Raw genomic sequence first — 15650 nt, 5'->3', positions numbered from 1 at the left:
ATCAATGACTTCGCTTTATCTGGCCTCCGGCTCTCCGCGTCGACGTGAATTACTGACCCTGCTGGGCGTTCCGTTTGAAATTATCCTGACGGATACCGAAGAGCAGCGTCGGGAAGGGGAAGCCGCGGAAACTTACGTGCGCCGTCTGGCGCAGGACAAGGCCAAAGCGGGCGTGGCGCTGGCGCAGCAGAACTGGCCGGTGCTGGGCGCGGATACCATTGTGGTGCTCAACGGCCGGGTGTTGGAAAAACCGCGCGACGAAGCGCATGCGGCAGAAATGCTGGCGGTGCTCTCGGGCAAGCAGCATCAGGTGATGACCGCAGTGGCGATTGCCGATAGCCAGGACGTTTTGTGCCAACTGGTGGTCACGGACGTGACGTTCCGCAACCTGTCACAACAGGATATCTGCGATTATATTGCAACGGGCGAGCCAATGGATAAAGCGGGCGCCTACGGAATTCAAGGAAAGGGTGGTTGTTTCGTCAGAACGATAACCGGGAGTTATCACGCGGTGATGGGCCTGCCGCTGGTCGAAACACATGAGCTGCTCAGTCATTTTGTCGCATTACGTGATGTAAGAACCGGTTGATGGGCGCTGCCATATCGACCGGCTCTGAGGAGAAGGCATGACAGCTGAGCTACTGGTTAATATCACACCGTCTGAAACGCGGGTTGCCTATATTGATGGCGGCATCCTGCAAGAGATCCACATCGAGCGCGAATCCAAACGCGGCATCGTCGGCAATATTTATAAAGGGCGCGTAAGCCGCGTCTTGCCGGGCATGCAGGCGGCATTCGTCGATATCGGCCTGGACAAGGCCGCCTTCCTGCACGCCTCCGATATCATGCCGCACACCGAATGCGTTGCCGGCGATGAGCAGAAGAATTTCCACGTGCGCGATATCGCCGAACTGGTGCGCCAGGGGCAGGATCTGATGGTGCAGGTGGTGAAAGATCCCCTTGGTACCAAAGGCGCGCGCCTGACCACCGACATAACCCTGCCTTCGCGTTATCTGGTGTTCATGCCGGGTGCGGCGCACGTTGGCGTCTCGCAGCGCATTGAAAGCGAAGCCGAACGCGAGCGGTTGAAAAAGGCCGTATCCGCCTACTGCGACGAGCTGGGGGGGTTTATCATCCGCACGGCGGCAGAAGGCATCGGCGAAGAAGAATTGTCGCAGGACGCCGCATTCCTCAAGCGCCTGTGGACCAAGGTCATGGAGCGCAAAAAGCGCAATCAGACCAAATACAAACTGTACGGCGAGCTGGCGTTGGCGCACCGTATTCTGCGCGATTTCGCCGGTGCGGCGTTAGACCGGATCCGCATTGATTCGCGCCAGACCCACGATCAACTGGTGGAATTTACCGGCGAATACATTCCGGACATCACCGACAAGCTGGAGTTGTACGCCGGCAAGCAACCGATCTTCGACCTGTACGATGTCGAAAACGAAGTTCAGCGGGCGCTGGAGCGCAAGGTGGAGCTGAAGTCCGGCGGTTACCTGATCATCGACCAGACCGAGGCGATGACCACCGTGGACATCAACACCGGTGCCTTTGTCGGCCACCGCAACCTCGACGAAACCATCTTCAATACCAATATCGAAGCGACGCAGGCCATTGCCCGCCAGCTGCGGCTGCGCAACCTCGGCGGCATCATCATCATTGACTTCATCGACATGAACAATGACGAACATCGCCGCCGGGTGCTGCACTCGTTGGAGCAGGCGCTGAGTAAAGATCGGGTAAAAACCACGATCAACGGCTTCTCTCAGCTAGGCTTAGTGGAAATGACGCGTAAACGCACGCGAGAAAGCATTGAACATGTGCTGTGTCATGACTGTCCTACCTGTAATGGGCGCGGCACCGTGAAAACGGTGGAAACCGTCTGCTACGAAATTTTGCGTGAAATTGTTCGCGTACACCATGCTTACGATTCCGATCGTTTCCTGGTATATGCCTCTGCGGCGGTGGGCGAAGCGCTGAAAAGCGAAGAGTCACATGCGCTGGCGGAAGTGGAAATCTTTGTTGGCAAACAGGTTAAGGTGCAAATCGAACCCTTGTACAGCCAGGAACAGTTTGACGTTGTCATGATGTGATCGTTGGCCCTCGCCCCATACCTCTCCCTGAGGTAGGGTGAGGACGAACAGTCGAGATATTTCCGTTGCCAGGCAGCGGAAGCAAGGAGAACTGTGTGAGGCGACTGCCTGGGATTTTGTTAGCAACAGGCGCCACTCTGGTTGTTGTTGTGGCGTTACTGGTCAGCGGGCTGCGTCTGGCGCTGCCTGAACTGAACAAGTACCGCCCTCAGGTGCTGGAAAAAGTGGCAAGCCTCTCCGGCGTGCCTTTCCAGGTCGATTTCATGCAGGGGAGCTGGGAAACCTTCGGCCCACAGCTTGAAATGCGTAACGTGCGCGCCACGCTGCCCAAGAGCAATTTGCACATCGAACGCGTGACGCTGGCGCTGGATGTGTGGCAGTCGCTGCTGCACTGGCGCTGGCAGTTCCGCGATCTCACCTTTTATCAATTCCAGCTCGACATGAATACCACCCTGGGCGGTGATGATCGTAAGGGTAACACCATCGAGCCGGGTAAAATCAGCGATCTGATGCTGCATCAGCTCGATCATTTTGATCTGCGCGACAGCCGTATCTCTTTTCTCATGCCTTCCGGCGCGCGCGCCGAATTCGAAATCCCGCAGCTCACCTGGCTTAATGGCCGCGATCGCCACCGCGCTGAAGGGCAGCTTAGCCTGTCGACGCTGAATGGCCAGCACGGCGTGGTGCAGCTGCGCATGGATCTGCGTGATAACCAGGGGTTATTAAACACCGGTACGGTCTATATGCAGGCCGATAACATTGACATGAAGCCGTGGTTTACCCGCTGGTTGCGCGCCAATACCGGCCTGGAGAGCGCGGATTTCAGCCTGGCGGCCTGGCTGCAGATCAAAAACGGCGAGATAGCCGGTGGCAATGTGCTGCTGAAACAAGGCGCGGCTAACTGGAGCGTGGGAACCGAACAGCACCGGCTGGATGTGGATAATCAGGCGCTGGCGCTCAGTCGCCAAGGCAACGGCTGGCAAGTTGACGTGCCGCAGCTCAGTTTGCAAACCGACGGCAAGACCTGGCCGAAGGGCAGGCTTTCAGCGCTGTGGCTGCCGGAAAATACCGAATTTATGGGGCCGGGGCAGAACGAGGAATTACGCGTTCGCGCTACCGATATTCAGCTTGAGCGGCTGTCGGCGCTGTTGCCCACGTTCTCATTCCTCAGCCCGGACGTACTGGAGCGTTGGAACGACTTGCAGCCGCAGGGCAAACTCGATGCGCTGGCGTTGGACATTCCGCTGAAACAGCCGGAAAAAACCCGTTTCCAGGCCCGCTGGCAGGATGTCAGCTGGCAGCACTGGAAACTGCTGCCGGGGGTTAATCACTTCTCCGGCGCGCTGAGCGGCGGCGTGGAGAATGGCCGCCTGCAGCTTGATCTCGATAACAGCACCTTACCTTACGGCGACATGTTCCGCGCCCCGTTGGAAATCAGCAGCGCGCGCGGTGCGCTGACCTGGCTTAACAACGACCAGGGCTGGGAGTTGGCCAGCAAGAACCTGGATGTGAAGGCCAAATCGCTGTGGGTTAACGGCGATTTCCGCTATCAGCAGCCGGCGAAAGGCGATCCCTGGCTGAGCATTTTGGCCGGTATTCGTTTGTATGACGGTGCAGACGCCTGGCGTTACTTCCCCGAACCGCTGATGGGCAAGCACCTGGTGGATTATCTTGGCGGCGCTATTCAGGGTGGGCAGGTGGATAACGCCACGCTGATTTACGCCGGCGATCCGCAGCATTTCCCTTATCGCAAGAACGAAGGGCAGTTTGAAGTGTTCGTGCCGCTGCGCCATTCCACCTTTCAGTTCCAGCCGGGCTGGCCGGCGCTGACCGATCTGGCGATTGATCTCGACTTTGCCAACGAGGGGTTGTGGATGAATGCCCCGCAAACCAAATTGGGCAAGGTGGACGGCAAGAATATTACGGCGGTCATTCCGGACTATCTGAAAGAACGCTTGCTGATTGACGCCGAGGTGGCGGGCGAAGGCGCAGAGATCCATAACTATTTCAACCAGACCCCGTTGCATGATTCGCTCGGTTCCGCCTTGGATGAGCTGCAGATTGGCGGTAATGTCAGTGGGCGCTTACATCTCGATATCCCCTTGAACGGCGAGGATGTGCGTGCGCAGGGTGAGGTCGAGCTGAACAACAATTCACTGCTGGTTAAGCCGATTGAAAGCGAGCTGAAAAAGGTCAGCGGCAAATTCCGCTTTGATAATGGCAATCTGACAAGCGACACGCTGTCGGCTAACTGGTTCGGGCAGCCGGTGGCGGTGAATTTCACCACCCAAGAGGGCAAAAGTGACTATAAGGTCAATGTTGGCCTGAAAGCTGACTGGTTGCCGGCCAAATTCCCCGGCATACCGCAGGAAGCGAGTGACGCGCTGAGCGGTAGCGCGCCGTGGCAGAGCCAGGTTGCGATCGTCCTGCCACATCAGGGCGCGGCCAGCTATGACATTGGCCTCGATGCCGACCTCAGAAAAGTAAGCAGTTACTTACCGTCACCGCTGGATAAACCGGCGGGTGAGCCCTTACCATTGAGCGTTAAGGTGAAGGGCGGCCTGAATGGCTTCATGCTGACCGGCAGCGCAGGCAAGCAGAACCGGTTCAACAGCGAATGGATCTTTGCCAAAAAGCAGGTGACGCTGGCGCGCGCCGCATGGCAAACCGACGCCGGCGCTACGCCGCCGTTGCCGGGTAGCCCCTCGCTGACGCTGAACCTGCCGCCGCTGGACGGTGAGAAATGGCTGGCGCTGTTGGCGCCTGCGATAAAACAAGGCGGTGGTTCAGGCCAGGTGGGCGGTTTTAATTTCCCGACCACAGTAGCGTTGAAAACGCCGCAATTGATGTTGGGCGGCCAGGCATGGCATAAGTTGCAACTGACGGCGGAAAAACAGCTTGGCGGCACGTTGGTCAGCGCCAAGGGCGATGAAGTCGACGGCAACCTGCGGATCGCGGATCGCGGGCCGTGGCGTGCTGACATCAACTACCTCTATTACAACCCGCAGTTCAGCACGGACAAGAACGGCCCGGCGGCGACCAACCCGTTGGCCGCTGCGGAGAAAGTCTCCTTCCGTGACTGGCCGTCGTTGATGTTACGCTGCAAGTCGTGTTGGGTGATGGGCCAAAACCTCGGCAAGGTCGAAGCCGATCTGGCCAATCAGGGCGATACCCTGACGCTGGATCATGGGCTCATCGATACCGGCAAAGGGCGCATGACCGCCAGCGGCCTGTGGAAGCAAAACGCGCAGGAAGAGCGCAGCTCGCTGAAAGGCAAGCTGCTGGGCAGCAAGATCGACGAAACCGCCGCCTTCTTTGGTATCACCACCCCGCTGAAGGGCGCGCCTTACGATGTCGATTTCGACCTTTACTGGCGTGGCCAACCGTGGAAGCCGCAGGTAGACACCCTCAGCGGCGCGTTGACGATTAAAATGGGCAAGGGCGAGATCGACAGCATCGGCGGCGGCCGTGCTGGCCAGTTGCTGCGTTTGGTGAGTTTCGACGCCCTGTTACGCAAGCTGCAGTTTGATTTCAGCGATACCTTCGGTAAAGGCTTCTACTTTGATTCCATCCGCAGCACCGCGTGGATGAAAGATGGCATAATGCATACCGACAATCTGTTGGTTGACGGGCTGGCGGCGGATATCGCCATGAACGGCCAAATCGATCTGGCGCGTCGGCAGATTGATATGGAAGCGGTGGTGGCGCCGGAGATCTCAGCCACGGTCGGCGTGGCGACGGCGTTCGTGATCAACCCGATCATCGGCGCGGCGGTGTTTGCCGCTTCTAAGGTACTGGCACCGTTGTGGAACAAGATCTCGCTGATTCGCTATCACATCAGCGGCAGCCTGGATCAGCCGAAAATTAACGAGGTGTTGCGCAAGCCAAAGGAGAATAAGGCGTCATGAGAAATGCTAACGTTGCGTTGTTACAGTTGTGCAGTGGCGATCGGGTGCGTGATAACCTGGCCCAGATCGAACAGCAGATTAAGCAGCTCAATGCCGGGGTAAAACTGGTCATGACACCGGAGAACGCGCTGCTGTTCGCCAACTCTGCCGCTTATCGCCAGCATGCGGAGCCGCAGGGTGATGGCCCGCTGCAGCAGGCGGTACGCGAGTTGGCGCGGCGCTATGGCGTATGGTTGCTGGTCGGTTCGATGCCGTTGATCAGCCGCGAAAATCCTGCGTTGATCACCACCAGCAGCCTGCTGTTTGACGACCAGGGTGAAATCCGGGCGCGCTACGACAAGCTGCATATGTTCGACGTGGACATTAACGACTCCCACGGCCATTATCGGGAATCGGACACGTACCAGCATGGTCAGCAGTTGACCGTGGTAGATACGCCGGTCGGCCGGCTTGGCATGACGATATGTTACGATCTGCGCTTCCCGGCCCTGTATCAGGCGCTGCGCGCTCAGGGCGCAGAGCTGATTTCCGTGCCTGCCGCCTTTACCCGCGTAACCGGCGAGGCGCATTGGGAAATCCTGCTGCGCGCCAGGGCGATTGAAAACCAGTGCGTGATCCTGGCGCCGGCGCAGGTGGGCAGCCACGGCCCGACCCGCCGCACCTGGGGCCATTCGCTGGCGGTGGACGGTTGGGGCAAGGTGCTGGCCGAAAACCCGGATGCGGTTTCGGCGTTGAAAGTGCGGGTCGATACGGCCGGCCTCAACACCCTTCGCGCGCAAATGCCGGTATTGCAACACAACAGATTCCAGACGTCGCTGACGGCGCCGTTTGAAAAAACCTCCTCCAATAAAGAGTGAAAAAATTATGAGCCTGACGTTTGTCAGTGAGCAGTTACTTGCTGCGAATAAGTTGAGCCACCAGGACCTGTTCTCTGTCTTGGGGCAACTGGCCGAACGCCGCCTCGATTACGCCGATCTCTATTTTCAGTCCAGCTACCACGAAGCCTGGGTGATTGAAGACAGCATCATCAAGGATGGTTCTTATAATATCGACCAGGGCGTTGGGGTACGCGCCGTCAGCGGCGAGAAAACCGGTTTCGCCTATGCCGATCAGATAACTCTGAACGCCCTGAATCAAAGCGCTCAGGCGGCGCGCAGCATCGTGCGCGACAGCGGTGACGGCCGGGTGCATACGCTCGGTGAAATCAGCCACAAGGCGCTGTATCCGCTGCTCGATCCGCTGCAAAGCCTGCCGCGCGAAGAGAAAATTGCCTTGCTGCACCGCGTTGACAAGGTTGCCCGTGCGGCCGACAAGCGGGTGCAGGAAGTGAGCGCCAGCATCACCGGTGTGTATGAACAAATTCTGGTGGCCGCGACCGACGGCACACTGGCGGCGGACGTTCGCCCGCTGGTGCGTCTTTCCGTCAGCGTGCTGGTGGAAGATGACGGCAAGCGTGAACGCGGCTCCAGCGGTGGCGGCGGCCGTTTCGGTTATGACTACTTCCTGGAAGTCGTCGATGGCGACGTCCGCGCGGACGCCTACGCCAAAGAGGCGGTGCGCATGGCGTTGATTAACCTTTCCGCCGTAGCGGCCCCGGCCGGCAATATGCCGGTAGTGCTGGGCGCCGGCTGGCCTGGCGTGCTGTTGCATGAAGCGGTAGGCCACGGCCTGGAAGGCGATTTCAACCGTCGCGGCACTTCGGTATTCAGCGGCCAGATGGGCCAACTGGTGGCTTCCGAGCTTTGCACCGTGGTGGATGACGGCACCTTGCAGGGGCGCCGCGGTTCGCTGGCCATCGATGATGAAGGCGTGCCGGGCCAGTACAATGTGCTGATCGAAAACGGCATCCTGAAAGGCTACATGCAGGACAAGCTTAATGCGCGTCTGATGGGCGTTGCGCCGACCGGCAACGGCCGCCGCGAGTCCTATGCGCATCTGCCGATGCCACGCATGACCAACACTTACATGCTGGCGGGCAAGTCCACGCCGGAAGAGATCATCGCCAGTGTGGAGTACGGCCTGTATGCGCCGAACTTTGGTGGCGGCCAGGTGGACATCACCTCCGGCAAGTTCGTGTTCTCCACCACCGAAGCCTATCTGATCGAAAAAGGCCGCATCACCAAGCCGGTGAAGGGCGCGACGCTGATCGGCTCCGGCATTGAGGCGATGCAGCAGATTTCGATGGTCGGCAACGATCTGGCGCTGGATAAAGGCGTGGGCGTTTGCGGCAAAGAAGGGCAAAGTCTGCCGGTGGGCGTCGGCCAGCCGACCCTGAAGCTGGATATGCTGACCGTTGGCGGTACCGCCTAGTCCTTTTTCGGGGCCGGCTCACGGCCCCAATAAATTCGTTTTTTGCGGCGCTTATCGCATTAGCCATAATTAAGACGGATTCGCTGCTTTTTCCGATTAGAGAAAACCAATAAGCCATTTTTAAGTGTAAAAACTGATCTTATGGAGTTTTTGTTTAAGATTTTTCTTGTTTGGTTAGTCTATCTAATGGTTTACCCATAATTTATGCCTTGTTACCTGCCGCGCGTAGCCTTTAGAATGCCGAAAAATCATACGGATGGCCTTCTGAATGGATTCAGTAACTCGGCGGCTCTCAGCTGCTTTACTCTGCATTTTCTTTTCCTCCACTGCCGGCGCTAGCCTGCTTAGCCCGGCGGATCGCGACAGTATTCAACAGCAGCAGCGTGGCTTGCTTGAGCAAAATCAGCAGCAGCGGCAGGAACTGCAACGCAGCCTGACGCCGACGTTGCCCGCGCCTGCAGAATCAAACGCCAGTTCTGGAGGACCCTGCTTCACCATCACCACCCTTCGGCTGGAAGGCGCGGACCATCTGCCGGCCGGCGCGCGGCAGGAGCTAACCCAAGCCTACCTGCAACGCTGCCTGAATCTGGGCCAAATCCAAACGCTGGTACAGAAGATCTCCGATTGGTATATCAGCCGTGGCTATATCACCAGCCGCGCATTCCTGACCGAGCAGGATTTGTCGCGTGGCGAGCTACGGTTGCTGGTGCTGGAAGGCAAGCTGGAAAAGATCCTGCTGGAACAGCGCGACGATCGTATGCTGAAAATGGCTTTCCCCGGCCTGCAGGGCAATCTTCTCAATCTGCGGGATATCGAACAGGGCATGGAGCAGATCAATCGCCTGCGGCAGCAGCCGGTGCAGATTGAAATTCTGCCCGGCAGCAAACCGGGTTATTCGGTGGTCAATTTGAGCGCCAAACCTGAGTTCCCGCTGATGCTGGGGCTGGGGTTTGATAATAGCGGTCAGAAGAGCACCGGCACCGGTCAAATCAACGGCTCGCTGACTGGCAATAATCTGTTGGGCGTGGCGGACCAGTGGTTCGTTTCCGGCGCGCGCAGCAGCGATTTCGCCAAGGATCACAATGCACGCAGTGTGCAGGCCGGCGTCAGCCTGCCTTATGGCTATTGGCTGCTGGATTATAACTATGCCTACAGCGACTACCTGACCACCATCAACAATCAGGGCTTTGACTGGCGATCCAGCGGCGACAGCCAGACTCATCGATTGAGTTTGTCGCGGGTACTGTTTCGCGACGGTGAAATGAAAACCGGCCTGTCTCTGGGGCTGACGCACCGCATTAACCATAACGCTCTCAACGATACCCGGCTGGAAAGCAGCAGCCGCAAGCTGACTAGCGTTACGCTGGGGCTCAGCCATAGCCAGAAATTGCTGGGTGGCTTTGCCACGTTAAACCCGGCTTACAGCCGCGGTGTGCCCTGGCTGGGTGCCGAAGGCGACAGCGGCAAAATCAAGGAAGCGCCACGCGCCGAGTTTCACAAGCTTTCGCTTTCCGGCAGTTACTACTTGCCGTTGACGCAGGACTGGACTTACCTCACCAGCTTGTACGGCCAGTGGACACCCCAACGTTTGTACGGCAGCGAGCGCCTGACTATCGGCGGCGAGAGCTCGGTGCGCGGCTTCAAAGAGCAGTATCTTTCCGGCGACCAGGGGGGTTACTGGCGCAATGAAGTTAACCGGACGCTGGTGACGCTGCCGTATCTGGGCAGTATCAACGCCCTGGCCGCGCTGGACGGCGGCTGGCTGCATCACGACGCGCTGGACGCCAACGCTTCCGGCACGCTGTGGGGCGGCGCCATCGGGCTGGGCAGCCGTAACCGCCATTTCGGCAGCCAACTGACCGTCGGCTGGCCGCTGGCTTACCCTGACTGGCTGAAGCCGGATCGGGTTTCGGTGTATTACCGGGTCAATATCGTACTTTAACCCTAACGTACAGGAAGGTTTCAGGGATGAAACACAAACATAATCAACCGTTCAATGCCTATCAGCGCCTGCTGAGCTACACCCTGTGCGGCCTGCTGGCCGGCCAGCCGCTGTTGCCGGTTTTTGCCGCTGGCGTTAACGTCGCCGAAGGCAATACCCGCGTCGATCAGGCCGCCAATGGGGTGCCGGTGGTCAATATCGCCACACCGAACCAGGCCGGTATTTCTCATAATAAATACGACGATTTCAACGTCGGCAAAGAAGGTCTGATCCTCAATAACGCTACCGGTCAGCTCAACCAGAGCCAACTGGGCGGGCTGATCCAGAATAACCCCAACCTGCAGGCCGGCAAGGCAGCGCAGGGCATCATTAACGAAGTGGTGGCGCCCAATCCTTCGCAACTGCAAGGCTACCTGGAAGTGGCGGGCAAGCAGGCCAGCGTGATGGTGGCCAACCCCTATGGCATCACCTGCGACGGCTGCGGTTTTATCAATACCCCCAATGTGACGTTGACCACCGGCAAACCGGTGCTGGATGCCGACGGCAAGCTGCAGGCGCTGGAGGTGACTCAGGGGGCGATCACCGTTCAGGGCAAAGGGCTGGACGCCAGCCAGAGCGATAAATTCGCCCTGATCGCCCGCGCCACCGAGATCAACGCAAAACTGCATGCCAAAGACGCCCGCGTCACGCTCGGTGCCAACCGGGTAGACGCCGCAGGCAACGCCACGCCGATAGCCGGCCACGGTGCCGTACCCAGGGTGGCCATCGATACCGGCGCGCTCGGCGGCATGTATGCCAACCGCATCCATCTGGTGTCCAGCGAACAGGGCGTGGGGGTTAACCTCGGCAACCTTAACGCCCGCGAGGGGGATATCAACCTCGATGCCAGGGGCAAGCTGACGCTGCACAATTCGTTGGCGCAGGGCGCGTTGAGCGCGAATGCGGCCGACATGGCGCTGAGCGGCAGCCACCAGGTCGGGCAGGCAATGACCCTGAACGGCAGCGGCGATATCGCGCTGGATCAGGCCACGCTGAGCGCGGCAGGCGATATGACGCTTAACGCTGCCGGCAAACTGCAGGCCGACGGCAGCACGCTGCTGGCCGGCGCCGATAAGCAACAACGGGCCACCGCCGCGCAAACGCTGAAAGTGAACGCCGGGGAGCAGCAATGGAATAACAGCCGCCTCACGGCCGGGGCGATAACGGCGCAGGCGCAACGTGGCCTGCAACTGGACGACGCGTCTACGTTGGCCGGGTTGAAGCAGGTAGATCTGCAGGCCGGAGCACTGATGCTGGGGGGCAACGCTGCGTCGGGCGGCGATCTGCACCTCTCGGCAGACAGCCTTACCGGCGGTGTGGCCAGCCGGGTGACCGCTGAAGGCGATATCGGGCTGACGCTCAGCGGTGATGGCGACTGGCAGGGAACATTGACGGCCGGGCGTGACCTGCAACTGCAAGCTAACAAGTTAAATAACCATGGCCAACTGGCTGCCAATCGCGACAGCCGGGTTCAGGCACAGCAACTGACCAACACCGGATTGATGCAGGCGCAGGGGGCGCAGAACCTGACCGGCAGGCAGTTGGATAACAGCGGCAAACTGCAGGCGGGCGGTACGCTGACGATCAACGCCGATGGCGTGAACAATCAGGGGCTGATCGGTTCTCAACAACGGCTTGATTTGACGGTGAAAAACGGCCTGAACCTGGACGGAGCGCTGTATGCCGACGGCCCGCTGAGGGTGCAGGCGGGCGAGTTTTTACTGGCCGGCAGCGCTACCGGCAAACAGGGCGTCGCATTTCATGGCGGCGCGCTGAAAACCGCGCAAGGTTCTTCGCTACTCAGTGATGGCGACATCGCGCTCCAGGGGGATGAGGTGCGGCTCGGCGGGCTGCTTTCTGCGGAGCGCGAGCTGACGATCGACAGCCAACGGCTGATTGCCGCTGCGAGCGGACAAACCCAGGCCAAACAGGGTATGTCTCTGACAGTCGCCGAGGGGGCGCAACTTGCCGGAGTGTTCAGCACGCTGGGGGATCTGAAGGTCAGCGGCGCTACGGTGGACAATACCGGGGAGATAGGTGCGCGCAACCTCGATTGGCGCGGGAATTATTTGAGCCAGCGCGGGCAATTACACGCCAGTGAGCAATTGACGCTGGCCGTAAATCGTCTTGACCAGCAGGGTGAATTGCTGGCCGGCAAGCAACTGACCCTGCGCGGCGAACGGCTGGCCAACAGCGGATCAATAGGTGCTGCGGCGCTGGATTTGGCCTTCACGCAGTCGGTAGACAACCTGGGCGAGCTGGTGACGAACAACGCGCTGACGCTGGCCACCCCGGTGCTGAATAACGCCGGACGGCTTGCGGCGAACGACGTTGCAATCAATACGGGCGATTTGGACAACGGTGGGTTGTTGCAGGCCAAAGGCAAGGCGGATGTCACCGCCAATGAGCTGAAGAACCGCCTGTCGGGCAGGATCCTGGCCGGCGGTGCGCTGGCGCTGCAAGCTGGGCAACTGAACAACGCCGGCAAGCTGCAGGGGCAGGCTATTGATATTACCGCGCAACGCTGGGACAACGCCGGCAGCGCGCTGGGAATTGACGGGCTGACCGCGCGGGGCGGCCAACTGGATAATCAGGGGCAGATATTGAGCCGTGGGGCGTTGGCGTTGAACGGCGACAGGCTGGACAACCGCGGTAAGGTCTTGACGGAAGGTGCGCTGCGGCTGAAGGCCGACAGCATAGATAACCGGGGAGAAGTACAGGGCGACAGCGCGCAGATCGAAGCCGACGCGTTGAACAACAGCGGCAACCTGATCGGCGTGAAAAAGCTGGCGCTGCAACTGCAACAGGATCTGCATAACCTTGCCGCTGGCCAGTTGCTGAGCGGCGGCGAACTCAGCGTCGCGGCGGCAGCGGTCAATAACGCCGGGCTCTGGCAGGGCGATCGCATTCTGCTGGCGGCGCGACAGCTGGATCATACCGGCACCTTGCAGGCGAAGCAGTTGATCCGCGTGGATCTGAGCGACGATCTCAACGCCGGTGCGGGCAGCAAAATCGTCTCTAATGGCGAAGCGGCGCTGACGGCGCTGGCGTTGAACAATCAGGGCAGCTGGCAGGCCGCCGCATTGCGCCTGAAGGGCGATAACCTGAACAACGGTGGCGTGCTGGCCGGCGTTAACCGGTTCGATGCCGAGATCGCCGGTGCAGCAGTGCAGCAGGCTTCGGGGCAGATGCTGAGCGACGGCGAACTGCGGTTGAATGCGGAACGCATCGAGAATCCGGGTCTGATGCAGGCGGGGGATCTGCGGCTCACAGCAACGCAATTGGACAACGGCGGCAGGTTGCTGGGGAAAAACAGCCTTAACGCTGAGCTGAGTGGGGTGTTCAATAACCTGGCCGGCGGCAACGTGCGCAGCCAAAATGCGCTGCAACTGACGGCGGCGGAGCTGAACAACGGCGGTGAGATGCAGGGCGATGGCCGCAGCGCACTGCGGCTGGATCGCCAGTTGATCAACCCGGGCAAACTGATCGTCGGCGGCGCCTTGGATCTGCAGGCGCCAACGCTGAATAACGCTGGTTGGCTGCAGGCGGGTAGCCTGATCTTCAACGGATCGCAGCTTGATAACAGCGGTACACTGCTCGCCGCCGGTGATAACCAACTGACGCTCAACAACCTGAATAATCAGGGGACGCTGCAAGGCGGCAATCTGCAACTGAAGGCGGACAGCCTGGAGAATGCCGGTACGCTGCTGGCGACGCGCCAGATGGCGATCGAGGCGCGGCAGATGGATAACCGACAGAGCGGCAAGCTGTTCAGCGCCGGTGATGCGGTGCTGGCTGGCAGCCTGTTGAATCAGTACGGGCAATTGGTGGCGCTGGGCAATATCGCACTGACGCTGAAAGAGGCCTTTACTCAGCAAGGTACTCTGGCGGCGGGCAATGCGCTGAGCCTTGCAGCCGACGGCGATATTCTGCTGCAAGGGACCACTCAAGGGCAAAGCCTGAACCTGCGCAGCCGCGGGCTGCTGACTAACGCCGGCACGGTACGCGGCGGTGGCGGAGAGGTGCGTCTCGAGGCTGAGAGCATCAAACAAAACGAGGGCGCCAGCCTGCAATCGGGTGGGCGAGTACAACTGCTCAGCCGCAGCGACATTACCAACAAGGGTTTTATCGGTACCGCCGGCGATCTGCTGCTGATTGCCGCCAATCAGCTGTTTAACAGCGGCATGCTGTACGGCGGCGGCAATATGCAACTGCTGGCGGATCGCATCGTCAATCAGCGCGGCGATATTCTGGCGGGCAACAGCCTGTGGATGCAGAAAGATGCCGACGGCAATGCCAACAGCGAGATCGTCAATACTTCCGGCACTGTCGAGACCGAAAACGGCGATATCCAGATCAAAACCGCGCACCTGCTTAACCAACGTGATGGGTGGTCGGTTAATAAGGAACAACAGACAGCAATCAGGGATCCGCTGTGGAATGGTCAGCCTCTGGTCGGTATGAAACTGGGGGATTTGCCTGAGAGCGAATTGGGTTATTACATCGAAACCGTGCGCACCGGCGGCAGCATGGGGCATGGCAATGGTTCCGTTGATGATTACTATTATCTGGCACCGAAAGCCGCTGCCGTCGATAAAAAGATCCTGGTTGAATCCTCCGGAGTGACTGTCACCGCGAGCGGTGGCGCTGGGCGCATTGCTGCAGGCAAGAATATTGTCGGCAATATCACCCGTTTCGATAATATTGCCAGCGATATGTTGGCTGGCGGCAATATCTCACTGGCTGGTGCCACGTTGAACAATGAGAGCACACAAGCAGGCCGCCAGAATAAGTATCTGAATTACCGTTATGACGGAGAAGTTGCACAATATGATTTCGACAAACACCATTCTCTGGCTGACTTCAAAAAGAGCGGTGGTTATATCCGCGATAACGTCAATACCTCCATTCAGTACCGTTTAACCGGCCAGCCGGAGTACGAGAACGAAGATACGGTTCTTTACCGTTCGGTCATTCAGGCTGGTGGTGCGGTTAACGCCAGCTTTACCGACACGATCAGCAACACGGCGGTAACGCCGAATGCCGGCAGCCTGAGCCATACGATCGACCGGCCGACGCTCGACAGCCTGCAACAACCGAATGCCGTCGACGGCGTACAACAGCAAGGGCTGGCGGGCGATCAGGGTATCGCCGTCGGCAGCCCGGCATGGCGCGACAGTCTGCAGAGTGCATTGGGTTCGCTCGGCAACAACGCCGCCGAACTGGCGGATTACCCGCTGCCGAATGGCGGCAATGGCCGCTTTGTCCCGACCGAGGATCCGAACAGCCCTTATCTGATCACCACCAACCCCAAACTGGATGGTCTGGGGCAACTGGACAGCGGCCTGTTCAACG

General features: G+C 59.3%; 7 protein-coding genes. All 7 read left to right on the top strand.

What is annotated here, in order from left to right; translation table 11 throughout:
• Positions 1–4: 4 nt before the first annotated feature.
• Positions 5–589, top strand: a complete 585-nt coding sequence (locus SPL01S_RS23065; protein WP_004948648.1) for a Maf family protein — start codon at positions 5–7, stop codon at positions 587–589.
• A gap of 37 nt (positions 590–626) precedes the next feature.
• Complete coding sequence (rng, locus tag SPL01S_RS23060) at positions 627–2096, top strand: ribonuclease G (protein WP_062868848.1); 1470 nt, start codon at positions 627–629, stop codon at positions 2094–2096.
• Between the two features lie 95 nt (positions 2097–2191).
• Positions 2192–6004 carry an AsmA2 domain-containing protein YhdP gene (gene yhdP / locus SPL01S_RS23055; RefSeq protein ID WP_063203009.1) on the top strand — a complete coding sequence of 1271 codons (3813 nt, stop codon included), beginning with the start codon at positions 2192–2194 and terminating at the stop codon, positions 6002–6004.
• Positions 6001–6861 (top strand): deaminated glutathione amidase, encoded by an 861-nt coding sequence (gene nit1 / locus SPL01S_RS23050; RefSeq protein ID WP_004948637.1) that lies wholly within the window; start codon positions 6001–6003, stop codon positions 6859–6861. The genes yhdP and nit1 overlap by 4 nt, the downstream gene beginning before the upstream one ends.
• Positions 6862–6868: 7 nt before the next feature.
• Positions 6869–8314, top strand: a complete 1446-nt coding sequence (gene tldD, locus SPL01S_RS23045; protein WP_062868846.1) for a metalloprotease TldD — start codon at positions 6869–6871, stop codon at positions 8312–8314.
• Between the two features lie 268 nt (positions 8315–8582).
• Positions 8583–10256, top strand: a complete 1674-nt coding sequence (locus SPL01S_RS23040) for a ShlB/FhaC/HecB family hemolysin secretion/activation protein (protein ID WP_062868845.1) — start codon at positions 8583–8585, stop codon at positions 10254–10256.
• Positions 10257–10282: 26 nt separating this feature from the next.
• The coding region (locus SPL01S_RS23035) for a two-partner secretion domain-containing protein (protein ID WP_155729015.1) at positions 10283–15650 on the top strand (5368 nt) is incomplete at its 3' end.

It is taken from the genome of Serratia plymuthica NBRC 102599 (genome assembly GCF_001590925.1).
GTDB classification, from domain to species: Bacteria; Pseudomonadota; Gammaproteobacteria; order Enterobacterales; family Enterobacteriaceae; genus Serratia; species Serratia plymuthica.
Note: the sequence above shows the minus strand (reverse complement) of the source record. Positions and strands in the feature narration are given on the sequence as shown.

What these genes read in the sequence shown, in the direction of transcription:
- SPL01S_RS23065 (WP_004948648.1), top strand. Translation starts at nt 5, where the DNA reads ATGACTTCGCTTTATCTGGCCTCCGGCTCTCCGCGTCGACGTGAATTA.
- rng (WP_062868848.1), top strand. Translation starts at nt 627, where the DNA reads ATGACAGCTGAGCTACTGGTTAATATCACACCGTCTGAAACGCGGGTT.
- nit1 (WP_004948637.1), top strand. Translation starts at nt 6,001, where the DNA reads ATGAGAAATGCTAACGTTGCGTTGTTACAGTTGTGCAGTGGCGATCGG.
- tldD (WP_062868846.1), top strand. Translation starts at nt 6,869, where the DNA reads ATGAGCCTGACGTTTGTCAGTGAGCAGTTACTTGCTGCGAATAAGTTG.
- SPL01S_RS23040 (WP_062868845.1), top strand. Translation starts at nt 8,583, where the DNA reads ATGGATTCAGTAACTCGGCGGCTCTCAGCTGCTTTACTCTGCATTTTC.